The sequence below is a fragment of the Pseudomonas sp. MPFS genome (assembly GCF_022537035.1).
Lineage (GTDB): Bacteria > Pseudomonadota > Gammaproteobacteria > Pseudomonadales > Pseudomonadaceae > Aquipseudomonas > Aquipseudomonas sessilinigenes.
On the sequence record NZ_CP066123.1, the window covers coordinates 4,473,425 to 4,494,717 of the forward strand.

General features: G+C 63.2%; 23 protein-coding genes. 11 read left to right on the forward strand and 12 right to left on the reverse strand.

Annotated elements, in window-relative coordinates:
- The first annotated feature begins 150 nt into the window (after positions 1-150).
- From I9018_RS20495 to I9018_RS20505, 3 genes are read left to right on the forward strand one after another with little or no spacing between them, the layout of a single operon-like run.
- Positions 151-813 (forward strand): response regulator, encoded by a 663-nt coding sequence (locus tag I9018_RS20495; protein WP_241107369.1) that lies wholly within the window; start codon positions 151-153, stop codon positions 811-813.
- Complete coding sequence (locus I9018_RS20500; protein ID WP_241107370.1) at positions 810-2,192, forward strand: ATP-binding protein; 1,383 nt, start codon at positions 810-812, stop codon at positions 2,190-2,192. The genes I9018_RS20495 and I9018_RS20500 overlap by 4 nt, the downstream gene beginning before the upstream one ends.
- A gap of 60 nt (positions 2,193-2,252) precedes the next feature.
- Positions 2,253-2,798, forward strand: a complete 546-nt coding sequence (locus tag I9018_RS20505) for a hypothetical protein (protein WP_241107371.1) — start codon at positions 2,253-2,255, stop codon at positions 2,796-2,798.
- 108 nt (positions 2,799-2,906) lie between these two features.
- On the opposite strand, the gene I9018_RS20510 is transcribed toward I9018_RS20505, so the two are convergent.
- Positions 2,907-3,851 (reverse strand): hypothetical protein, encoded by a 945-nt coding sequence (locus I9018_RS20510; RefSeq protein ID WP_241107372.1) that lies wholly within the window; start codon positions 3,849-3,851, stop codon positions 2,907-2,909.
- Between the two features lie 6 nt (positions 3,852-3,857).
- Positions 3,858-4,586, reverse strand: coding sequence for an alanyl-tRNA editing protein (locus tag I9018_RS20515; RefSeq protein ID WP_241107373.1), 729 nt, complete (start codon positions 4,584-4,586; stop codon positions 3,858-3,860).
- A gap of 296 nt (positions 4,587-4,882) precedes the next feature.
- On the opposite strand from I9018_RS20515, the gene I9018_RS20520 reads away from it, so the two are divergent.
- On the forward strand, positions 4,883-5,914 hold the full coding sequence (locus I9018_RS20520; protein WP_241107374.1) for a hypothetical protein: 1,032 nt from the start codon (positions 4,883-4,885) through the stop codon (positions 5,912-5,914).
- A gap of 100 nt (positions 5,915-6,014) precedes the next feature.
- Here the strand turns inward: I9018_RS20520 and I9018_RS20525 are convergent, their stop codons facing one another.
- The 4 genes from I9018_RS20525 to benA form a co-directional block, all read right to left on the reverse strand.
- On the reverse strand, positions 6,015-6,788 hold the full coding sequence (locus I9018_RS20525) for a 1,6-dihydroxycyclohexa-2,4-diene-1-carboxylate dehydrogenase (RefSeq protein WP_241107375.1): 774 nt from the start codon (positions 6,786-6,788) through the stop codon (positions 6,015-6,017).
- A 157-nt stretch (positions 6,789-6,945) separates the two neighbouring features.
- Positions 6,946-7,959: a benzoate 1,2-dioxygenase electron transfer component BenC gene (benC, locus tag I9018_RS20530; RefSeq protein ID WP_241107376.1), complete on the reverse strand. Its 1,014-nt coding sequence runs from the start codon at positions 7,957-7,959 to the stop codon at positions 6,946-6,948.
- Between the two features lie 10 nt (positions 7,960-7,969).
- Entirely contained in the window at positions 7,970-8,458 is a 489-nt protein-coding gene (gene benB, locus I9018_RS20535; RefSeq protein ID WP_241107377.1) for a benzoate 1,2-dioxygenase small subunit, read from the reverse strand.
- Positions 8,455-9,819, reverse strand: coding sequence for a benzoate 1,2-dioxygenase large subunit (benA, locus tag I9018_RS20540; RefSeq protein WP_068582350.1), 1,365 nt, complete (start codon positions 9,817-9,819; stop codon positions 8,455-8,457). Before benA ends, benB begins: the two co-directional genes overlap by 4 nt.
- 444 nt (positions 9,820-10,263) lie before the next feature.
- Between benA and I9018_RS20545 the strand changes: the two genes are divergently transcribed.
- Positions 10,264-11,238: a transposase gene (locus I9018_RS20545; protein WP_241106977.1), complete on the forward strand. Its 975-nt coding sequence runs from the start codon at positions 10,264-10,266 to the stop codon at positions 11,236-11,238.
- A 371-nt stretch (positions 11,239-11,609) separates the two neighbouring features.
- Positions 11,610-12,584, forward strand: a complete 975-nt coding sequence (locus tag I9018_RS20550; RefSeq protein WP_241106977.1) for a transposase — start codon at positions 11,610-11,612, stop codon at positions 12,582-12,584.
- Positions 12,585-12,637: 53 nt separating this feature from the next.
- Here the strand turns inward: I9018_RS20550 and I9018_RS20555 are convergent, their stop codons facing one another.
- From I9018_RS20555 to I9018_RS20570, 4 genes are all read right to left on the reverse strand, one after another.
- Positions 12,638-13,597: an AraC family transcriptional regulator gene (locus I9018_RS20555; protein ID WP_277398115.1), complete on the reverse strand. Its 960-nt coding sequence runs from the start codon at positions 13,595-13,597 to the stop codon at positions 12,638-12,640.
- Between the two features lie 132 nt (positions 13,598-13,729).
- Positions 13,730-14,659: a catechol 1,2-dioxygenase gene (catA, locus tag I9018_RS20560; protein WP_241107379.1), complete on the reverse strand. Its 930-nt coding sequence runs from the start codon at positions 14,657-14,659 to the stop codon at positions 13,730-13,732.
- Between the two features lie 51 nt (positions 14,660-14,710).
- On the reverse strand, positions 14,711-15,001 hold the full coding sequence (catC, locus tag I9018_RS20565; protein ID WP_068582344.1) for a muconolactone Delta-isomerase: 291 nt from the start codon (positions 14,999-15,001) through the stop codon (positions 14,711-14,713).
- Positions 15,002-15,011: 10 nt separating this feature from the next.
- Entirely contained in the window at positions 15,012-16,160 is a 1,149-nt protein-coding gene (locus I9018_RS20570) for a muconate cycloisomerase family protein (protein ID WP_241110181.1), read from the reverse strand.
- Positions 16,161-16,283: 123 nt separating this feature from the next.
- Here I9018_RS20570 and I9018_RS20575 point away from each other — a divergent pair, with 123 nt between their 5' ends.
- The gene (locus I9018_RS20575; protein ID WP_241107380.1) at positions 16,284-17,189 is read left to right on the forward strand and encodes a LysR family transcriptional regulator; all 906 of its coding nucleotides are present in this window, start codon (positions 16,284-16,286) and stop codon (positions 17,187-17,189) included.
- A 65-nt stretch (positions 17,190-17,254) separates the two neighbouring features.
- On the opposite strand, the gene I9018_RS20580 is transcribed toward I9018_RS20575, so the two are convergent.
- On the reverse strand, positions 17,255-18,007 hold the full coding sequence (locus tag I9018_RS20580) for an outer membrane beta-barrel protein (protein ID WP_068582333.1): 753 nt from the start codon (positions 18,005-18,007) through the stop codon (positions 17,255-17,257).
- Between the two features lie 358 nt (positions 18,008-18,365).
- Here I9018_RS20580 and I9018_RS20585 point away from each other — a divergent pair, with 358 nt between their 5' ends.
- The 3 genes from I9018_RS20585 (at position 18,366) to I9018_RS20595 (ending at position 19,963) form a co-directional block, all read left to right on the forward strand.
- Positions 18,366-18,821, forward strand: coding sequence for an RDD family protein (locus I9018_RS20585; protein ID WP_241107381.1), 456 nt, complete (start codon positions 18,366-18,368; stop codon positions 18,819-18,821).
- A 61-nt stretch (positions 18,822-18,882) separates the two neighbouring features.
- Positions 18,883-19,218 carry a DUF6388 family protein gene (locus I9018_RS20590; protein WP_124348067.1) on the forward strand — a complete coding sequence of 112 codons (336 nt, stop codon included), beginning with the start codon at positions 18,883-18,885 and terminating at the stop codon, positions 19,216-19,218.
- Between the two features lie 40 nt (positions 19,219-19,258).
- A complete protein-coding gene (locus I9018_RS20595) occupies positions 19,259-19,963 on the forward strand; it encodes a YoaK family protein (RefSeq protein ID WP_241107382.1) in 705 nt (234 codons plus the stop codon).
- A 12-nt stretch (positions 19,964-19,975) separates the two neighbouring features.
- On the opposite strand, the gene I9018_RS20600 is transcribed toward I9018_RS20595, so the two are convergent.
- Positions 19,976-20,722, reverse strand: coding sequence for an SDR family NAD(P)-dependent oxidoreductase (locus I9018_RS20600; RefSeq protein ID WP_068582322.1), 747 nt, complete (start codon positions 20,720-20,722; stop codon positions 19,976-19,978).
- Positions 20,723-20,900: 178 nt separating this feature from the next.
- On the opposite strand from I9018_RS20600, the gene tusD reads away from it, so the two are divergent.
- Positions 20,901-21,293, forward strand: coding sequence for a sulfurtransferase complex subunit TusD (gene tusD / locus I9018_RS20605; protein WP_241110182.1), 393 nt, complete (start codon positions 20,901-20,903; stop codon positions 21,291-21,293).

A 21,293-nucleotide genomic window follows, 5' to 3' on the forward strand; every position in this document is an offset into this window, starting at 1 on the left:
CTGTGCAAAACCAAGCTTAATGAAAGCTTAGGCCGCAACGCGCCGTAACATTTCCCCCGGTAAAAGCCCTGACGCAGCCTCGCGGCGGGCGTCATCATGCCGCCACTTGCACCCCGCCGCCCAACCCCGCCAACCCACCGAGGACCGCCCATGCGCCTGCTGCTTGTCGAAGATGATCGCGCCCTCGGCCAGGGCATCCGCACCGCCCTGGGCGCCGAAGGCTACACCCTGGACTGGCTGCAGGATGGCATCAGCGCCCTGCACGCCCTGCGCACAGAGAGCTTCGACCTGTTTCTGCTGGACCTGGGCCTGCCGCGCCTGGATGGCCTGAAATTGTTGCAGCAACTGCGCGCCGCGCAACAGGACCTGCCGGTGCTGATCCTCACTGCACGCGACGGCACGGCCGAGCGTATCGCCGGGCTGGACGCGGGCGCCGACGACTACCTGGTCAAGCCCTTCGACGTCGACGAATTGAAGGCCCGGGTCCGCGCCCTGCTGCGTCGCAGCCAAGGTCGTGCCCAGCCCCTGCTGGAACATGCCGGCATTCGCCTGGACCCGGCGACCCAGCAGGTGCACTACCAGGCAACGGAGATCGTGCTGACGCCCATGGAGTACCAACTGCTGCACCAATTGATGGCCCGCCCGGGCAAGGTAGTGACCCGCGAGCGCCTGTCCCGGGCGCTGTATGGCTGGCAGGACCGGGTCGAGAGCAACACCCTGGAGGTGCTGATCCACAACCTGCGCAAAAAGTTGTGCGCCGAACTGATCCGCACCGTGCGTGGCATCGGCTACGTGCTGGAGCTCAAGCCATGAACTCGGTGCGCACGCGAATCCTGCTACCGCTGCTGGTGCTGGTGCTGCTGGGGGATGTACTGATCAGTTGGCTGGTACTGCGTGACAGTCACCATGAAATCGAAGAGGTCTACGACGCCCAGCTGGCCCAGAGCGCGCGCTTGCTGCAAGGAGTCCTGCGCTCGCAAGAGCCGGGCAACGCCGATTGGGAACGCCTGTACCAGGCCTTCGACCAGGCCATGAGCCGGGTCGGCGTGGACGGTGCCGCCCACCCCTATGAAACCCGCCTGACCTTCCAGGTCTGGCGTGACGATGGCCAGTTGCTGGTGCGCTCTGCCGAAGCACCGGTACTGGCCGCTCCGCCCACCACCCTGGGGGGCCATGATCTCCTGGAGAACGGCAGGGACTGGTGCGCCTTTCTCCTGGCCGACCCACAGCAGGGCCTGCTGATCTGGGTCGGCGAACGCGACGATGTCCGCCAGGACCTGATCCAGCGCATCGTCCGTCACACCCTGCGGCCAACCCTGGTCGGCCTGCCGCTGCTGGCCCTGCTGAGCTGGCTGACCATCGGCTGGGGCCTGGCGCCACTGCGGGCCATGGCCCAGGCCATTCGCGGGCGTAACGCCGAGACCCTCCAGCCCCTGGCGCTCAACCCCCTGCCCCAGGATTTGGAACCGATGCAGACCGCCCTGAACCAGCTACTGGCACAGATCGATAGCCTGCTGGAACGCGAGCGACGCTTTATCGCCGACGCCGCCCATGAGTTGCGCACGCCCCTGGCGATCCTGCGGATCCATGCGCAAAACGCCCAGCAGGCCGCCAGCCCGCAACAGCAACGCGAGGCCCTGGACTTCCTCGTCAGCGGCGTGGACCGAGCCACCCGCATCGCCAGCCAGCTGCTCACCATGGCCCGCATCGAGCCCCACCTGCACAGCCCACGCATGTGCCGCATCGACCTCTGCGCGCTGGTCCGCGAAGAACTCGCGGAACTGGCGCCCCTGGCCCTGGAGAAAGAGGTCGAGCTGGTGCTCGAAGGCACCGAGGACTGCCAGCTCGACACCGACCCGGCGGCCCTGTCCATAGCCTTGCAGAACCTTTTGACCAACGCCTTGAACTTCTCCCCCGTAGGCAGCGAGGTACGGGTCGGCGTGCGCCCCCAGGCCGATGGCAGTGTCCACCTGAGTGTCGAGGACGCCGGCCCCGGCATCGACGAACAACATCGCGAACGATTGCTGGAGCGCTTCTACAGCCAGGGCAACGCCCAGGGGGCCGGGCTGGGACTGGCTATCGTGCAGATGATCGCTGGCAAGATCGGCTGTCACCTGCAACTGCATAACCGCCCCGAAGGCGGGCTGTGCGCATTGTTGCAATTCACGCCAGCGCTTCAGCCATCCGCCTGAAGCGGCTATCCTGCGGCGCCACCCGCAGCGGGTGGCGAACATGCCGAACAGGAGCAAGACATGGCCATGCCGGACCGGCTCAAACCAATACCAGCGACGCCAAAGATGCGCGTGCTGATGAAGGATTTGCTCAAGCAGATCCTCGACAGGATCTGGGACAACCAGGAACGGGAAAACGCCGAGATCAGTGCGTTGATCCAGCAATGGAACGGCTATGCCGGCCGGGCTTTCGAGTTTCACGAGTTCCGCGATATGCACAGCCATACCAGCGAGGCGAACTTCCTGCGTACGGCCTTTCACCAGGAAAAGTACATAGGCGACTTGAGCTTCGATGAGGCCTGTGCCGTGACGGACTTCATCTGCCAGTGCGAAGGCACGGAGTCTGATACGGACTACGCCCTGGGCCTCTTGGAAACCAACTTCCCCGAGGCCAATGCCTCGGACCTGATCTTCTGGCCCAACGAGTGGTTTGGGGATGAAGCAATGCTGCATATCGAGCTGAGTTCGGCGCAGATCGTCGGTTACCTGATGGTGAAATCCTCGCGCCAGCTGCCGGATGCCCCGCCGGTCGACCTGCCCTATGCCATTGCCCAGGACGGGGCCTGACGCCGCCCTGGGTGTTCTCCCGCCAAGCCGCTGGCCGGGTCCCGGCCCGGGCTACCTCGCGGCCCCAGGCAGTGCCTCTTCAGCACAACCGCAAAGCTGCAGCCACCCTCATGCTTGGCTTGCGCCCTTGGGCTTGTTCTTCGGCCGCCCCGCCCGCCCGTCATACTCCGGACGACCCGACACCACCAGCCCGAAGAAGTAGGGTTGGGCACCGGGATCTTCCAGCTGCCCCGCGGATTTGTTGTGCACTTCTATCAGCGAGAACAGCTCGACCAGGCGGTCCTGGATCTGTTCGATCTCCGCGTCCCTGAGCGTCACCATCGAGCTGTACTTGAACGACCCGGACACATCGAAATATTCGCTTTGCTCGGGCTTGGACAACGAGCGATCGATCTCGGCGCGCAGGAACCGGTCCTTGAGCGCCAGGGCCTCGGCCGTCCTTGGCATCCTCAGCGTGGGTGCATGCCGCACGAAGGGCGCCTGCGGGGTACTGCGCTCCTTGGCCACCAGGGCCAGGAACGCTTCGGTACGCTGATCGTAGGCAAGGCCCAACTGCTCGCAGACCAACCGGACCTCGGCTACCGAGGCGCTGTCCACCATGTACAGATAGGTCATCAACGGCAGCAGTTCGAACTGCTCGTCGAACGCCGCGATGATCTCCTGGGTCACGATGAATTCGCGCTCGTAGCGGCTCAAGCTCAAGGCCCGGCGCAAGATCCTCGAATCATGTTCGCGCAGTTCCAGCCGGGCAGGCAGGTCCGTGACCTCCACGCCCTTGCCGAACAGCATCTCGTGCACCTGGGCAGGCAACAGGTCGCGAAAGTAGTGCCAGTAGTAATCGAAGCTCGATTTACTGGCCGGATCGAGGCCAAGGCAGTCGTGCAATTCGACAGCGGCATCGATGCTCAGGTGCTTTCTTCCCGACTCGACATCACGGTAGTAGTTGGCGGAAAACGGAAGGCTCACATCGTCCAGAAAAGTGGAAATCTTCAGGTGGCCTCTTTCGATGCGTAACTGGGTCAGGAACGCACCGAAGGCTTGTTTGTTCTGCATCGACTATCAAGACTCCGCGAATAGAGTGAGCGCCACTCGGGTGGTATTTTTCCTGACCTTCATACTGGCGGCCACCCGTCCTATTTCTTGCGTATCAGCGACATGCACGCCCCCACAGGGGATCGACCATTGTCCGCATCGCCACCAACGGTATCCCGGACCTTGGCCGGCGTCGGCTTGCGTCGTTATTGCATGACCTGCAGCACAGAATGCGTTCAAGGCATCGGTTGCCCGCTGCAGGCTCGCTTCATCGAACTCGTCCACGAATTCATATTGATTTTCCCCACCTTCGTCACTCAAGGGCGAACGGACCGGGTGTGGCAGGGAACGCCCAAGGGTTCGCTCGAGCATGCAATGCATCAGGTGCATTGCCGAATGGATACGCATCTGCTGGTAGCGCAACGGCCAGGCCAGGGTAGCGACGGCCCCTGCTCCGCTCAGGCATTGCTGCAGGCGCTCGAACGCCTGGTCGTCGATGCCCAGGTAATGGCGGATCTGCCGATCCTTCTTTCGGGTGGTGATCACCTCCAGCACCTGCCGGGCATCACCTGCCTCCTGGCCGACGATGTGCAGCGCCCCTCGATCGCCCAGTTGCCCACCGCCCTGGGGATAGAAAACCGTTGCGTCGAGCAGCGCAAAAGGCTGACCCGAATCGTCGCGCTCAAGCCGCTCGACACGACACTCCACGTGCTTGAGATAGGGTTCGTGGTGGAACAGGGGAAGCGTTTCGTCCATGTTGGCCTCGAGTGCCTGGGGTTATCCGTTCATTGGGTTGCATTGGCAACCCGCTCTCGCCTACCGCCCTGGGGGTGAGCCTCGGCCTTTGGTGCGGTGGATTTTGTACCACCCACCACTCGCCAATTCAACAAATAGCGTTATTTTTCTTTCGTAAGATTAATAAAGCAAGCGACAGGAATCGCTCCCGGCCAATGCTGCGCCACCGAACCAAACCGTTGATATGACGGCAAAACAATCAGTACCCGCCCATCCGTTATGATGCCCCCCTGTCCGACAACTGGAAGTCCGTCCCCATGCTCAAACCCCTGGCCGTCCTGGCCCTGACCGGCGCTTCAGCTTACGCCGCTGCCACGCCCAGCGACCTCGCCGGGGTGTGGACGGGCACCCTGGGAAAATCCGCGATCACCGCCTGCTTCAACGCCGCCCCCAACAGCAACGCCAGCTACTACTACCAGCGCTTCGCCACGCCGATCCAGCTGACCCAGGCACAGGCCAGCGAGCCCTGGATCGAAGACGGCCAGACCGGGTCTTGGCAACTCGACGCGCCCCAGGGCGATCGCCTGAGCGGCACCTGGAGCAAGGCCCCGGGCGACACGCCATTGCCTCTGGCACTGACGCGCACCAGCACCGAAGGCTGTGGCGGCGATGCCTACAACGGGCCGCTGGAGGCCGCGCCGCTACCGGTGAAGGTGCAGAGGAAAGAATTCGAAGGACACCGCTATCAGCTCAGGACCCAGGGCGCCCAGGTCAGCCTCAAGCTGGAAGGTGATGGTCCGGCGCTGAAGAACATCAACCGGCAGCTGGAACGCCTGGCCATCAGCCCCGAGGGCCAGGAAGAATTCTTCAGCGAGCGCCGCGAGTACCTGGGGCGCAATGGCTCCGGCTACACCAGCGAAATCAGCGTCGAGCCCCAGTACTGGTCGTCGCAATGGATCACCATCAAGTTCTATCGCTGGACCGCCGGCATGGGACGCAACGGCATCAGTTGGGGCCTGCACAGCTGGAACCTGAAGACGGGCGAACGCATCGACCCCTGGACCTGGGTAGGCGGGCGCCAGCAGTGGCACGACCCCTACTCCGGCCAGGTGAAGCTGGCGCCGGGGTTCGCCGCCTGGCTGGAGAAACAGACCTCCGTGGACGAAGGCTGCCCGGCCGTCAGCAGCTACTCGACCTTCGATCTGAGCTTCAACACCCAGGGCTTGCAGCTCTCGACGCCCGCCTACGGTGACGGTTGCGACAATGAGCTGAGCTTCACCTGGGACCAGTTGGCACCGGTGCTGTCGGCCCAGGGCAAGGCGGCACTGCCGAGTTTGCGCTTGCCTTAGTAGCGCTCACCGCCAGGTGTGAACAGTCTCCAACAGCCGGGCGGCCTTGCCGCTCTCCGGGTCAAGCCTGGCCACCACACCCGCGGTTCAGCCAGCCGACTCAGCCCAGGTCGCCACCGCCCACCGGCAGCACCGTGCCAGTGATGTAGGAGGCTTCGTCGCTGGCCAGGAACAGGATCGCCGCTGCCTGTTCATCGACGCTGCCGTAGCGGTGCATCAGGCTGCTGTCGAGGGTCTGCTCGACGATCTGCTGGTACCAGGCCTGCTCCTCGGGGCTCGGCTCGGCGCTATTGCGCGGGATACGTCGTGGCGGCGCCTCGGTGCCCCCCGGCGCGGTGGCGTTGACCCGCACGCCACGGCCGGCGGTTTCGAAGGCCAGGCAGGCGGTGAGTGCGTTGATCCCGCCCTTGGCCGCGCCGTAGGGCACGCGGTTGAGGCTACGGGTGGCGATGGACGAAACGTTGACGATGGCGCCACGCCCCTGTTCCAGCATGTGCGGCAAGGCAGCGTGGCAGCACCACAGGGTCGGGAACAATGAACGACGCACTTCAGCCTCGATCTCCTGCGGCTGGTAGTGCTCGAAGGGCTTGGCCCAGATCGTGCCGCCGACGTTGTTGACCAGCACATCGAGGCGACCGAAGTGGGCGATGGCGGCGGCCATGATCCGGCTGCATTCGGCGTATTGCTCCAGATCGGCGGTCAGGGCCAGGACCGGGTAGCGAGGGCTGAGCTCGGCGGCCAGTTCGAAGACCAGCTCCGAGCGATCCACCAGCACCACGCGGGCGCCCTCCTCGGCCAGGCGTTCGGCGACACGACGACCGATGCCCTGGGCGGCGCCGGTGACCAGGGCAACTTGGTTGTGGAAGCGGTTCATAAAGACCTCGGGGGTGGGGAAAAGATGGCAAGGACAATGCCTGGGCAACGCGCTTCATCCGTAGGAGCCGGCTGCCGGCGAAAAAGCCCTTGTACCTTGCGGCACTCTTGTGGAGGCCTTCGCTGGCAGGCCAGCGCCTGCAACGGCGAAATGCCCTTCAGGCGGCACTGGCGGCGAATTTCTCATAATAGAAATTCGCCGGGGCAATGCCCTGTTCGCGAATGAACTGGCTCACCGCCTCGACCATCGGCGGCGGCCCGCACAGGTACACGTCCACATCCCCCTGGTTCAGGTGCGCCGGCTGGATATGCTGGGTCACGTAGCCCTTGTGCGGGTACTGGCTCTCGGGATTGGCCACACAGGTGCTGAAGCTGAACTGGGGGATGCGCCTGGCAAAGTCCTCCAGGCGATCCAGCGCCACCAGGTCGAAATCATGGGTCACCCCATAAATCAGGTGCAAAGGGTGCTCACTGCCCTGCTCGGCGATCTTCTCCAGCATCGCGGTGAACGGCGCCAGCCCGGTGCCACCGGCCAACAACAGCAAGGGCCGGCGGATGTCCCGCAGGTAGAAGCTGCCCAAGGGGCCGGCCAGGGTCATGCTGTCGCCGGCTTTGGCGAGACCGGTGAGGAAGCTGCTCATCAGGCCACCGGGCACATTGCGGATCAGGAAGCTGACCTCGCCATCGCGCTGCAGGGAGCTGAAGGAATAGGCCCGGGTCTGCTGGCTTCCGGGCACCCCGAGGTTGACGTACTGCCCCGGCAGGAACGCCAGCTGGCTCAAGGACTCGCCCTTGATCGACAGGGCGATGGTGCTGTCGGACAGCTGGCGAACCGCACTGATGCGGGCCTGGAAGGTGGCCTGCGCGGCGCGACAGACCTGGGACGAGGCCGGCACCCGCACCACGCAGTCGCCCAGGGCGCGCATCTGGCAGGTGAGGACGAAACCCTGCTCGACCTCATCGGCGCTCAGGGCGTCTTCGATGTAGTCCTCCCCCAGCTCGTAGCACCCGGCTTCGGCCAGGCACTTGCAGGTGCCGCAGGCACCATCGCGGCAGTCCAGGGGAATATTGATGCCTTGGCGGTAGGCGGCATCGGCCACGGTCTCACCGGCATGGGCAGTGATAAAACGGGTCACGCCGTCTTCGAAATTGAGTGCGATTTGATGGCTCATGGCAGTCGCCTCAGAGGTGGTAGATATCGACGACCTGGCGAACGTAGTCGTTCTTCAGGATGACTTTCTTGGCCTGGATAAGCGGGTTCTCCCCTCGCAGGTCGAGGGTGTAGAAGCTGCTGCCGAAGTAGCTGTCCACGGTCTTGTAGCGAAAGCTCAGGGTGTGCCAGTTAAAGCGCAGCTGGCACTGGCCGGCGCCCTGCTCCAGCAGCTCGATATTGCTCAGGTTATGGGAGGTGCGGGTGTCGGGAATGCTGGCGCTGGAGCGCTCGGTCTTGATGCGGAACACCCGGTCTTCCAGGCCGCTGCGGTTGCCGTACCAGATCAGCGAGATTTCCCGCTGCGGGTCTTCGGTCAACTGGTCGCTGTCGTCCCAGGACGGCATCCAGAAGGTGGCGTCCGGGGCGTAGAGCCCCAGCCAGCGGTCCCAGTCCTTGTCGTCCAGGTAGCGGGCTTCGCGGTACAGGAAATCGCGCACGGCCTCGTAGGAAATAGTCATTGCACCACCTCCACGTCGATCTGCCGCGACGCCTCACGCTCAAGGACGGCCAGCAGGGTCTGCTGCCAGTACTTGTGCTGCATCACGAACAGCCCTTCGTCCTCGGTGCGCACGCCGCTGAGAATCGGTTGCAGGTCGATTTCTTTGGCTGCGTCGTCCGCGCCCCGGACCCAATGCTCGGCGCCGCGAGACATGTCGTTCCAGGCCGTGGTGCTGCCCTGGTAGCCCTGCTGGCAGGAGCGGAATTCCTCCAGATCGTCCGGGGTGGCCATGCCGCTGACATTGAAGAAGTCCTCGTACTGGCGGATACGCCGGGCCCGGGCTTCGTCGCTCTCGCCCCTGGGGGCAATGCAGTAGATGGTGATTTCGGTACGGTCCACGCAGATCGGCCGGGCAATGCGGATCTGCGAGCTGAACTGGTCCATCAGGTAGACGTTGGGGTACAGGCACAGGTTGCGCGAGTTCTCGATCATCCAGTCGGCCCGGGCCTGGCCGAAATCCCGGGCCAGCTCATCGCGGCGCTCGTACAACGGACGATCCTCGGGGTTGGACCAGCGGGTCCAGAGCAGCATGTGGCCTTTGTCGAAGGAGTAGAAACCGCCGCCCTGCTTGGCCCAGGTGCCGGCACTCATGGTGCGGATGTCTTCCCCGGCCTCGCGCTGCTTGCGCTGGTTCTGGGTGGCGGCGTAGTTCCAGTGCACCGAGCTGACGTGGTAGCCGTCGGCGCCGTTCTCGGCGGTGAGCTTCCAGTTGCCTTCATAGATATAGCTGGAGGAGCCGCGCAGCACTTCCAGGCCATCGGCGGACTGGTCGACGATCATGTCGATGATCTTCGCCGACTCCCCCAGGTGTTCGACCAGGGGCAGCACGTCGGGGTTGAGGCTGGCGAACAGGAAGCCACGATAGGACTCGAAGCGCGCGACCTGGGTCAGGTCGTGGGAGCCTTCGCAGTTGAAGCTGGCCGGGTAACCCGCGGCGGCCGGGTCCTTGACCTTGAGCAACTTGCCGGAGTTGTTGAACGTCCAGCCGTGGAACGGACAGGTGAAGGACGCCTTGTTGCCGGTCTTGTGCCGGCAGAGCATGGCGCCGCGATGACTGCAGGCATTGAGGAAGGCATTGAGCTCACCGTGCTTGTTGCGGGCGATGAACACCGGTTGCCGGCCCATGGTGGTGCTGTAGTAGTCGTTGGGGTTGGGGACCTGGCTCTCGTGGGCCAGGTACAGCCAGTTGCCTTCGAAGATGTGCTGCATCTCCAGGTCGAACAGCCGGGGGTCGGTGAACATCTCCCGCTTGCAGCGGTAGACGCCCTGGTCGGGGTCCTCTTCAAGCAGGGAATGCAGGTATTCGGGTCGCAGGGACATGGCAGCCGCCTCCATTGTTTTTATTCAGGCAGGGTCATGCTAGGACGCGGTTGCCGTGGGCAATATCCACTGGCTGCAGACCTGTATCCGTTTTCTGCAAAGGCCCTGGAGCCGCTACGACCTTGAGGCTGGTGCAGGTTCGGCTGAAGATCGCCAGGCAAGGTCCTGCGGACCTTTGCGCAGCCTCGCGGGCTCGGCAGCGGCTTGTATCTCGACTATCGCGTTTACACACGCGATAGTTCTCGACTGATCATCGAGGAAGAGGAATGAAGCCGGGCAGCGGCTAAGGCCTTGAGCCTGCACTGTAGATTGAGCTCCTCCTCTTCAACCTCACTCGCTAAGTCCGAACGGTATCCTGAGCCCTGCATCGCACGGTAGCTCGCATCAACAAGGCTGAGACCGAGTGACGGATGATCCTTAACCCGCGCATCCGAGGAAGAGAATATGTCTAACGTCATCGGGATCGATATCGCCAAGAACACATTCGATGTCGCCACGCCTCTGCCCAACGGCAAGTACCGCACACGCGGCAAGATTCCCAACAATGCCGAGGGCTTCGCCCAGCTCGACCAGTGGCTCAAGTTGCATGCGCAGCCCGACGCCAGGGTCGTTATGGAAGCCACCAGCGTTTATCACGAAGCCCTGGCAGAGCACCTCTACCACCAGGGTTACGAAGTCATCGTGGTCAACCCGGCCCGGGTCCATTACTTCAAGAAAAGCGAAGGAATCAACTACAAGACCGACAAGGTGGACGCCAAGTTGCTGGCCGCCTTTGCCCAGGCCAAGCACGAGTCACCCTTGACGCCCTGGGCGCCGGAGCCTGTGGCGATCCGCCGGCTACGGGTCCTGCTGCGACGCCTGGACGACCTGCAGGAGATGCTGCAGATGGAGCGTAATCGCCAGGAAGTGGCGGATACGGTGGTTCAGGAGTCGATCCAGTCGCACATCAGCCACATCGAAAAAGACATCGTCCAGACCCGCCAGATGATCAAGCAGCATGTCGACGATGATCCCGACTTGCGGGGCAAACGGGATCTGCTGTTGAGCATCGACGGTATCGGCGAGAAGACCGCGTCAGTGATCCTGGCCGAACTGGGCGATCTCAAGGAGTTTCGTAGCGCCCGAGCTGTGGTTTCGTTCGCGGGGTTGAATCCGCAGTTGGCCGAATCCGGCAAATTCAAGGGCCGCACGCTGATCAGCAAGGCTGGTTCGGGGCGTATCCGCCGAGCGTTGTACCTACCCAGCATCACCGCCATGAACATGAGTGAGCCCCTCATGGCGATGAAAGAGCGGCTGCGCGCCAAGGGTAAAGCGGGCAAGCAGATCGTCTGTGCGGTGATGCGCAAGATGCTGCACATCGTATTTGGCGTGCTCAAGTCGGGTCATCCTTATGACCCGAAATTGGCGCTTGCCCGGTAACGGGCAAGACGGTATCTACAGGATCAGCTTCGTGTAGCCGCTGCCGCCAGGCTGCGACAAGGTCCGCAGGACCTTCGGCGATTTCGCCTCCTGCGCCCGCTGCGCGGTCGTGCACAGCCTTCGGCAGCGGCTTGTATCTCGACTATCGCGTCTACACACGCGATAGTTCTCGACTGATCATCGAGGAAGAGGAATGAAGCCGGGCAGCGGCTAAGGCCTTGAGCCTGCACTGTAGATTGAGCTCCTCCTCTTCAACCTCACTCGCTAAGTCCGAACGGTATCCTGAGCCCTGCATCGCACGGTAGCTCGCATCAACAAGGCTGAGACCGAGTGATGGATGATCCTCAACCCGCGCATACGAGGAAGAGAATATGTCTAACGTCATCGGGATCGATATCGCCAAGAACACATTCGATGTCGCCACGCCTCTGCCCAACGGCAAGTACCGCACACGCGGCAAGATTCCCAACAATGCCGAGGGCTTCGCCCAGCTCGACCAGTGGCTCAAGTTGCATGCGCAGCCCGACGCCAGGGTCGTCATGGAAGCCACCAGCGTTTATCACGAAGCCCTGGCAGAGCACCTGTACCACCAGGGTTACGAAGTCATCGTGGTCAACCCAGCCCGGGTCCATTACTTCAAGAAAAGCGAAGGAATCAACTACAAGACCGACAAGGTGGACGCCAAGTTGCTGGCCGCCTTTGCCCAGGCCAAGCACGAGTCACCCTTGACGCCCTGGGCGCCGGAGCCTGTGGCGATCCGCCGGCTACGGGTCCTGCTGCGACGCCTGGACGACCTGCAGGAGATGCTGCAGATGGAACGTAATCGCCAGGAAGTGGCGGATACGGTGGTTCAGGAATCGATCCAGTCGCACATCAGCCACATCGAAAAAGACATCGTCCAGACCCGCCAGATGATCAAGCAGCATGTCGACGATGATCCCGACTTGCGGGGCAAACGGGATCTGCTGTTGAGCATCGACGGTATCGGCGAGAAGACCGCGTCAGTGATCCTGGCCGAACTGGGCGATCTCAAGGAGTTTCGTAGCGCCCGGGCCGTAGTCTCGTTTGCGGGGTTGAATCCGCAGTTGGCCGAATCCGGCAAATTCAAGGGCCGCACGCTGATCAGCAAGGCTGGTTCGGGGCGTATCCGCCGAGCGTTGTACCTACCCAGCATCACCGCCATGAACATGAGTGAGCCCCTCATGGCGATGAAAGAGCGGCTGCGCGCCAAGGGTAAAGCGGGCAAACAGATCGTCTGTGCGGTGATGCGCAAGATGCTGCACATCGTATTTGGCGTGCTCAAGTCGGGTCATCCTTATGACCCGAAATTGGCGCTTGCCCGGTAACGGGCAAGACGGTATCTACAGCCGCCGGGCCGAGAGGCGGGGCCATCAAAGGCTCAGTGGCGACGCTTGAGGGTATCGGAGGGCAATTCGCCGTATTGCTGGCGGTAGCTTTGGGCAAAACGCCCCAGGTGCAGGAAGCCGAAATCCAGGGCCAGCTCGGTGACGTTGCGCACCGGGCTTTGCGGGTCGCTGAGGCAGGCGTGTATCCGTTGCAGCTTCTGCTGGCGGATGTAGCTCTTCGGCGTGGTGCGGGCGTTACGCTCGAACAGGCCGTACAGCGAGCGCAGGCTCATGCGCGCCTGTTGCGCCAGTTCCTCGCAGCCGATGTCGTGCTTGAGGTTGCGCTCGATATAGTCGGCAATCCGCTCGAAGGTCGCCGCCGAGGCGCCCAGGGCATCACGCTGCACGTTGGTCTGCATCAGCCCCAGCAGTTTGCCCGCCAGGATCTGCGCGTAATGCGCCTGGACCTTGGGCAGGGTCTGCCGGGCTTCGGCCTCCTGGCACAACAGGCTCAGCAAGGGCACGAAGCCTTCCAGGTCCTGCAGTCGATAACGCGGCTGGAGAAAGCGCACGCCCTGCCTTGGGTACTGCCAACGCTGCTCCTGGCATGCGCTCTCCAGCAGGCGGGTAGGAATCTTGATGATGAATTTTTCGCAGTCCGCAGAATAGGTCAGGTCCACCGGATCATCGGGGTTGATCAGCAGCAGTTCCCCCGGGGCGAAACAGTGCTCCTGGCCTGGACCGCGCCACAGGCAATGGCCATGAAGCAACACTTGCAGGTGGTAGACGCTTTCCAGGGCCGGCGAGGTGACGCGCACACTGCCGCCGTAGCTGATGCTGCACAGATCCAGGCTGGCCAGGGTCCGGTGCTGGAGGCTGGCCTGGGGGTGGCCGGCCCGGGGCAGGCGAATGCAATGGCTGCCCACGTGCTGGTTGACGTAACCGGATACGGCATAAGGATCGGCTTGAACAAACACGCTGCTGCGCTGGCTCAACAGAGGCATCTGCATGATCGGCTCACTCTGATGGTACTTCTCGGATCGGCGTTCAGGCTCGCAATCCAGGCTCGTCAGGCCCGGCATAACGGCAAAGGCCACGGGCACCTGGGTCGGTGCTCCGTGGCCGGGCCAGGCGTGGTCGGCGGCTCAATCCTCCAGGGCGCGGACTCGCTCGTGACGCTGCTGTTCGTCAGGTTGGGCCGAAGACTGCAGGGTGAAGTCGAAGTGGATCTCGGCGAAGCGCCCGCTGACGCCCAGTTCCCTGGCCCGGGCCTGGTCTTCGCTGAAGGTGATCTGGGCGATCAACTCGTCACGGGTGGCATAGGCGAAATCGTCGTGCAGGTACTGGTCGCCGTCCAGGTTGATCTGGGTGGTCAGGTGGCGATGATCGTCTGCGCTGATGAAGAAGTGAATGTGCGCCGGGCGCTGGCCATGGCGCCCCAGTTGGTCCAGCAGTTGCTGGGTCGGGCCATCCGGCGGGCAGCCGTAGCCCGACGGTACGATGCTGCGAAAGCGATAGCGGCCTTCGGCGTCGGTGACGATGCGCCGGCGCAGGTTGAATTCCGACTGGCTGCCGTCGAAGTAGGAATAGGTGCCGCCGGTGTTGGCGTGCCAGACATCGACGATGGCGCCGGCCAGGGGTTGCCCTGCGGTGTTGGTGACCTGGCCTTGCATGAACAGCACCACCCCCGGATCGAGCCCGTCGTCCAGGCGTGCTTCGCCCTGGCTCAGGGGTGCACCGGCCACGTACAACGGGCCCTCGATGGTGCGCGGGGTACCACCGGTCTTGCCGGCCTGCTCATCGGCGGCATCCATCAGCAAGTCCAGGTAATGCTCCAGGCCCAGGCCAGCAGCCAGCAGGCCGGCTTCCTGGCGGGCACCCAGGACATTGAGGTAGTTGACCGCCTTCCAGAACTCCTCGGGGGTCACTTGCAGGTCTTCGATGATGCTCACCGTATCCCGCAGGATGCGGTGCATGAGGGCCTTGGCCCGTGGGTTGCCGCCTTCGGTGAACTGGCCGCTGGCTTCCTCAAGGAACTTCTGGGCGCTGGCGGTGTGGGAAATCCTGACGTTCATGATCGATCCTCATCTTGTACTTATTAGAGTGGTGAACGGGCTGGCACGGACTCAGCGGTCATCCTCATGAATGGAAGAAGGATGCCTGCACATGGCGTCGACTTCGATGGCCATGTACGGATACAGCGGTAGTTGCATCAGGGTGTCGTGCAGTTCCTGCACGCTGTCGACATCGAACACGCTGTAGTTGGCGTACAGCCCGGCGATGCGCCACAAGTGGCGCCACTTGCCCGCGGCCTGCAGGCGCTGGGCCAGGGCTTTCTCGTCGGCCTTCAGCTGCGCGGCGCGCTCGGGATTCATGTCCAGCGGCAGGTTCACGGTCATCTTGACGTGGAATAGCATGGGGCCCTCCTCAGGCGTGATGCAGCACGGGGGTGGTCTTGTCGCGGCGGAAGAACGCCAGCCGCTCCTCGTCCAGGCTCAGGCCGAGGCCCGGCGCCGTCGACAGGTGCAAGTGGAAGTCACGGTATTGCGGTGGTTCGACGAGGATGTCCTCAGTCAACAGCAACGGCCCGAACAGTTCGGTATCCCAGCTCAGCTTGTTCAAGGTCAGGAAGGCATGGGCGGAGGCCAGGGTACCGATGCCGCCTTCGAGCATGGTCCCGCCGTAGAGGCCGATACCCGCTGCTTCTGCGATGGCGGCAGTGCGCAGGACGGCCCGGGGGCCACCGTTCTTGGCGATCTTCAAGGCAAATACCGAGGCGGCCCCTTCGCGGGCCAGGTTGAAGGCGTCTTCCACGCATTCAATGGATTCGTCGGCCATGATCGGCGCCGGGCTGCTGGCATTCAGGCGCACCATGCCGGCGCGGTTGTTGCGCGAGATGGGCTGCTCGATCAGGTCGATACCGTTGTCGCCCAGGATGCGACAGGCGCGCAATGCCACCGCCTCGTCCCAGGCCTGGTTGACATCGACCCGTACGCTGGCGCGCTCACCCAGGGCCTTCTTGATGGCGATCACGTGGGCCAGGTCACGGTCCACTTCACCGGCGCCGATCTTCAGCTTGAAGATGCGGTGACGGCGCAGGTCGAGCATTTTCTCGGCTTCGGCAATGTCCCTGGCGGTGTCGCCACTGGCCAGGGTCCAGGCCACCGGCAGGGCATCGCGCACCCGGCCGCCCAGCAACTCGCTGACCGGCAGGCCGAGACGCTTGCCCTGGGCGTCGAGCAGCGCGGTCTCGATACCCGACTTGGCGAAGGTGTTGCCGCGGATGCTCTGCTCCAGGCGCAACATGGCAGCGTTGATGTTGCTGGCATCCTGGCCGATCAGCAGCGGTGCGAAGAAGCGGTCGATATTGGTCTTGATGCTGTCCGGGCTTTCGTTGCCATAGGCCAGGCCACCGATGGTGGTGGATTCCCCCAGGCCTTCGATGCCATCGGCGCAACGCAGGCGGATCAGCACCAGGGTCTGGTTCTGCATGGTGTGCATGGCCAGCTTGTGGGGGCGAATGGTCGGCAGATCGACGATGATCGTTTCGATCGATTCAATGGCAGAAGCGTGCATGTCCATACCCGTCAGGTTCTTGAAGTTCTGCCAGCGATTCTGTCCCGGCTTTTTCTGGGGTTCCAATATAGAATTGGTCTGGCTTGATACCTAAAAGGTATGCAAAGCCACCAAGGAGGAATCATGGAACTGCGTCATCTGCGCTATTTCCAGGTACTGGGGGAAACCCTCAATTTCACCCGTGCCGCCGAACGCCTGCACATCGCCCAGCCGCCCCTGAGCCGGCAGATCCAGCAGCTGGAAGACGAGTTGGGGGTGCTGTTGCTGGAGCGTGGCCGACCGCTGCGCCTGACCGCCGCCGGACGTTTCTTCTACGAGCATTCCAACCGGGTACTGGAGCAGTTGGGCAAGGTCTGCGACAACACCCGGCGCATCGGCCTGGGGCACAAGACCTGGCTGGGCATCGGTTTTGCCCCCTCGACCCTGTACGGCGTACTGCCGCAACTGATCCGCCGCCTGCGCAACAACGAGACCCTGGAGCTGGAGCTGGGACTCTCGGAGATGACCACCTTGCAGCAAGTGGAAGCCTTGAAAGCCGGGCGCATCGATATCGGTTTCGGTCGGATCCACATCGACGACCCGGCCATCGTGCAGAAGGTGTTGACCGAAGATCGCCTGGTGGTCGCCCTGCCCGCCGGGCATCCGCTGCTGGGGCAAACCGTGAGCCTTGCACAATTGGCGCAGGAACCCTTCGTGCTGTACCCGGCCAACCCGCGGCCGAGCTACGCCGACCATGTGATCGCGCTGTTCAATGCCCGGGGCCTGAACCTGAAGATCGCCCAGTGGACCAACGAATTGCAGACCGCCATCGGCCTGGTGGGCGCTGGTATCGGCATCACCCTGGTGCCGGCCTCGGTACAGGTGCTGCACCGCGACGACATCGGCTTTTGCCCGCTGCTGGAAACCGAGGCCACCTCACCGATCATCCTCAGCCGCCGGATCGGCGAACCCTCGCCGGGCCTCACCCACTGCCTGCACCTGATCGCCCAGCTGCGCGCCGAGCTCGACCGGCCTGCCGTCGACACCTGAAAAAACGCCGGCCCTATCGTTCGACAGGGCCGGCGGTCAGTTCTGTGCCTATGGTTGGCAGCGTCCTAGAACGCCAGGCCGACCTTGAAGCCGTACTCGTCACGCTTGAGCTTGGTGTTGTCGGCCACAGGGGTATCCTCGTCCAACTTGTACTCGGTGTGGGTGTAGTAGACCCCGGCCATTACCGGCAACGAACCGTTCTGGTTCATCAGGAAATTGACTTCGGCATAGGGGTTGGTGCGGTTCTTCAGGTCCACGGTGTCGCTGCCGACATCATCCACCTTCAAGCGTGCCCGGCCATTGATGGTATGACGGGCCCCCAGCTCCACGCGCATGGTCACGTCGTCGAACTGGTGGTTATAGCCCAGGGCCGCCTTGGCGAAGGGTGACTTGTTGGTAAGTTTCATGTCGTAGTCGCCGGTGTCCGGCTCGTAGCGGGTCCAGGTGTAGCCACCGCCCACCAGCACATCGACGAAGTTGCGCGCGTCCAGGGCGGCGCGCCAGCCCAGGTCGAGGTCGGCCTGGCCTTCCTTGAGCTTGTTGTCGTTCTTCTTGCCGAACTTGGCTTCGATCCCGGCCTGGTAGATCAGGCCCGACTCGGCGGTCATCTTGTTGCCGAAGTTGTAGAACACGCCACCCTCGCCCAGGTGTTCCTTGTCACTCTTACTACCGCCTTCGAGCTTGAAGTCGTTGTAGCTGCCGAGAATCCCCAGGGTGGAGATCGGCCCGGTGTCCGGTGCGGCCATGGCATTGCTGGAAAGTGCCAGCAAGGTGGCGGCAGAAGTGCTGGCCAGAAGGGTTGCGAATACCTTAGACATCGTGTGTGAATCTCCCTGTTTGATAAAGAAAAATGCTGCAGGAGCCTTTTCGAGGGAAACCCAAAGCAAAAGGTTCTATTTATTTTTCACGCTTTTTTCACATCGCTATAGCTAGCGCCTCGTTCCCTGGGGTAATGCCGATCAGTCAAGGAAATGGCAGGAGCGAGGCTTGCCCGCGATGGACTTCAGAACGCTGGGTTTATCCCGTAAACATGCGCTAGCGTTAACGAGCATCGCGAGCAATCGAGCGTCGACCGACTGCTCCTACAAGGGACTCGTGAACAGGATTACGCTACCTGGGGAGACTTTAGGTCGTACAATAGACCGTTCAATACAGAGCGTAGTCTTGGGGCAATGCATGGAAGTATCGAGAGCCGGCCTGATCATCCGGCGCATTCTGGCCTACCTCGCCGACGGCATGCTGGTACTGCTGCTGTGGTTCGCCCTGTGCCGACTGGCCGAACGCCTCCAATACCCGGATCTGGAGCCATTCTCCACCTGGTGTCTGTTGGCCACCTGGTGCCTGTATTTTCCCCTCAGCGAATATCTGTTGCGTGGCTACACCGCCGGCAAGGCCCTTTGCGGCCTGCAAGTGATCAATGGCATCGGCCAGCCGCCCTCGCTGTTGCAGGTGCTGATCCGCTCGGCGACCCGACCGCTCGAAGCCGCCATCAGCCCCGCGACCCTGCTGATTTGCTGCGAGTCCAGCCGCGGCCAGCGCATCGGCGACCGGCTGGCGCGGACCTATGTCATCCCACGCAAGGACCTGGTGCGGCTCCGTGGCTTGATCGCCGCCCAGACGGGCCTGGCCTGAGCATCTGGCCGTAACGAACTCAATCGCGCGCCTTGGCGTGGCATTCTTTCCGGGAGTATTCATGGCAATCGATCAATACCCGCATGAACAGGCCTTGGGCAAGTTCCTCGAGCAGCGCCCCGAGTTGCGCGAACAACTGGACAACCTCAACCCGCTGGAAGCCCGGGCCCGGGGCGAAACCCCGGCGCAATACCGCGCCGAGCGCCTGCACGAAGCCTTCGAGGCCGAAGCCGAGCGCCTGGGGTTGTTCGCCTGGGAACTGAGCCTGCAACTGACCGCCGCCAGCCCGGAGGAATTCCAGGCCCAGCGCCTTGAAGTACACAAGGAGGTGGCGCAAATGGCCGGCATGCCCTGGGACGAATATTGCGCCCTGCATCACCTCGACCCACGGCCTTGAACCGCATCGCCCCCGCTGTCCCGGTACAGGAGAACCGCCGATGTTGCCTTCGACTTCCACTCACTCCGCCAGTGCCGCCTTGCAGCACACGCAGAAATGGCGCGGACGCGTCGGCCTGGCCCTGGTGGCCTGCCTGTCGGTGCTGGCGGGAATGACCGATGCCATTGGCTTCATGGCCACCGGGGATTTCGTTTCCTTCATGAGCGGCAACACCACCCGCCTGGCGGTAGCCATCAGCGACGGCGAGCCGGGCCTGGTACTGCGCCTGCTGATGCTGGTGGCGACATTCATCGTCGGCAATGCACTGGGGGTGATCGTCAGCCGCCTGGCCGGACATCGCACCCTGCCCTTGCTACTGGGCATCGCCGCCCTGTTGTGTGCGTCGGCGGCCTGGCCTTTCGAGCAGCAACTGCCGGCCCTGCTGGCGGCGATCACCGCCATGGGCATGCTCAACGCGGCGGTGGAGGAAGTAAACGGCCTGCCCATCGGCCTGACCTATGTCACCGGGGCGTTATCGCGCTTTGGCCGGGGCCTGGGGCGCTGGGCCCTGGGGGAGCGCCGCAACGGCTGGCGGGTGCAGTTGATTCCCTGGAGCGGGATGTTCGCCGGGGCGGTACTGGGGGCGTTGCTGGAGCAGCATCTGGGGCTGAAGGCACTGTACGCCAGTGGCGTGTTCGCAGCGCTGCTGGGCGTGGTCTCGTTGAAGATTCCACGCCGCTGGCAGCTGGGCTACAAGAGTCGCTGAGAGCTGTTGCGATCAGCTGAACAGACCTCCGCTGTCGGTATCGATGACGATGGACGACAAGCTGATGTGACGGGGTCGAGTCAAGGCGAAGACCACGGCCTCGACGACATCGCGGTTGGTACCCTGCTCACCCTTCTGCCGTGCCGGGACCTGCTGCCAGGCCGGGTCCAGCGGCGAGATGTCTTCCAGATAGGGCGGATGCACGCAAAGCGAACGCACCGGTGTGCCGTTGAGCACCTGCCGCAAGCCGTCGGCCAGCGCCAGCTGCCCGTGCTTGGCGGCATAGAACGGCAGCGACACGCTGTGCAGGGGTGCATTGGGCAAGCCGCTGATGGAGCCGATGGTGACGATGTCCGGGCGGCTGGAGGCCTTGAGTGCCGGCAGCAGGCCCTGGGTCAAGAGGAACGTGCCACTGAGGGCCGCGTCGATCACCCCGGTGACTTCGGCAACACTGTGGGGTTGCTCGCTCGCCTCCAGCCACATGGCACCGTTGTTGATCAGGATGTCCACCTGGGGATAGCGCACGTGGATCTCGGCCAGGGCCGCCTTGACGCTGTCGCTGTTGGCCAGGTCCACCACCACCTGCCCGGCAGCACGACCGGTGCGTTGCTCGATGGCGCCGCTGACCTCGGCCAGCGCCTGCGGGTTGCGCCCACAGAGGATCAACTGGCATCCCAGGTCCGCCAGGGCAATGGCCAGCGCTGCCCCCAGTCCACGCCCTGCCCCCGTTACCACGACCACCGCCGAATCCAGATTCATCTTCCCTCGCTCCTTGTCCCAGGCTGAATTGAAGGCGCGAGTCTAGCCGCCTTGACTGCCGGCGACCCGGACAAAGCTTTACTCGATATGTCCTGCAGCTGGAGCCCGGGCCAAACGGGTTTAGCCGATCCCCGGAGAAAGCTTTATCATGGCCGCCGAGTTATCCATCGAGGCCGTCATGAAGTTCGCCATCGCCCTGTTTTCCGCCGCCCATGCGCCCTCCTCGCGCCGCGCCCTGCTGTTCGCCCAGGCGGCGCTGGCCGGCGGACACGAGATCGTCCGGCTGTTTTTCTACCAGGACGGTGTGTACAACGCTGCCAACAGCATCGTCACGCCCCAGGACGAGCAGGACTTGCCCCGGGAATGGCGCGAGTTCGTCCATCAGCACCAACTGGATGCCGTGGTATGCATCGCCGCGGCCCTGCGCCGGGGTACGCTCAATGCCGACGAGGCCGAGCGCTACCAGCGCACGGCGGTGAACATCGAGGCGCCCTGGGAGCTTTCCGGGCTCGGGCAGTTGCATGACGCGGTGCAGAGCGCCGACCGCCTGATCTGTTTTGGAGGAGCCTGA

Coding starts and splice junctions, on each gene's coding strand:
- tusD (WP_241110182.1), top strand. CDS start 20,901: ATGAAGTTCGCCATCGCCCTGTTTTCCGCCGCCCATGCGCCCTCCTCG.
- benB (WP_241107377.1), bottom strand. CDS start 8,458: ATGACTATTTCCTACGAGGCCGTGCGCGATTTCCTGTACCGCGAAGCC.
- I9018_RS20580 (WP_068582333.1), bottom strand. CDS start 18,007: ATGTCTAAGGTATTCGCAACCCTTCTGGCCAGCACTTCTGCCGCCACC.
- I9018_RS20550 (WP_241106977.1), top strand. CDS start 11,610: ATGTCTAACGTCATCGGGATCGATATCGCCAAGAACACATTCGATGTC.
- I9018_RS20570 (WP_241110181.1), bottom strand. CDS start 16,160: ATGCACGCTTCTGCCATTGAATCGATCGAAACGATCATCGTCGATCTG.
- benC (WP_241107376.1), bottom strand. CDS start 7,959: ATGAGCCATCAAATCGCACTCAATTTCGAAGACGGCGTGACCCGTTTT.
- I9018_RS20515 (WP_241107373.1), bottom strand. CDS start 4,586: ATGGACGAAACGCTTCCCCTGTTCCACCACGAACCCTATCTCAAGCAC.
- I9018_RS20585 (WP_241107381.1), top strand. CDS start 18,366: ATGGAAGTATCGAGAGCCGGCCTGATCATCCGGCGCATTCTGGCCTAC.
- I9018_RS20595 (WP_241107382.1), top strand. CDS start 19,259: ATGTTGCCTTCGACTTCCACTCACTCCGCCAGTGCCGCCTTGCAGCAC.
- I9018_RS20520 (WP_241107374.1), top strand. CDS start 4,883: ATGCTCAAACCCCTGGCCGTCCTGGCCCTGACCGGCGCTTCAGCTTAC.
- I9018_RS20500 (WP_241107370.1), top strand. CDS start 810: ATGAACTCGGTGCGCACGCGAATCCTGCTACCGCTGCTGGTGCTGGTG.
- I9018_RS20505 (WP_241107371.1), top strand. CDS start 2,253: ATGGCCATGCCGGACCGGCTCAAACCAATACCAGCGACGCCAAAGATG.
- I9018_RS20600 (WP_068582322.1), bottom strand. CDS start 20,722: ATGAATCTGGATTCGGCGGTGGTCGTGGTAACGGGGGCAGGGCGTGGA.
- I9018_RS20575 (WP_241107380.1), top strand. CDS start 16,284: ATGGAACTGCGTCATCTGCGCTATTTCCAGGTACTGGGGGAAACCCTC.
- I9018_RS20495 (WP_241107369.1), top strand. CDS start 151: ATGCGCCTGCTGCTTGTCGAAGATGATCGCGCCCTCGGCCAGGGCATC.
- I9018_RS20510 (WP_241107372.1), bottom strand. CDS start 3,851: ATGCAGAACAAACAAGCCTTCGGTGCGTTCCTGACCCAGTTACGCATC.
- I9018_RS20525 (WP_241107375.1), bottom strand. CDS start 6,788: ATGAACCGCTTCCACAACCAAGTTGCCCTGGTCACCGGCGCCGCCCAG.
- catC (WP_068582344.1), bottom strand. CDS start 15,001: ATGCTATTCCACGTCAAGATGACCGTGAACCTGCCGCTGGACATGAAT.
- I9018_RS20590 (WP_124348067.1), top strand. CDS start 18,883: ATGGCAATCGATCAATACCCGCATGAACAGGCCTTGGGCAAGTTCCTC.
- benA (WP_068582350.1), bottom strand. CDS start 9,819: ATGTCCCTGCGACCCGAATACCTGCATTCCCTGCTTGAAGAGGACCCC.
- catA (WP_241107379.1), bottom strand. CDS start 14,659: ATGAACGTCAGGATTTCCCACACCGCCAGCGCCCAGAAGTTCCTTGAG.
- I9018_RS20545 (WP_241106977.1), top strand. CDS start 10,264: ATGTCTAACGTCATCGGGATCGATATCGCCAAGAACACATTCGATGTC.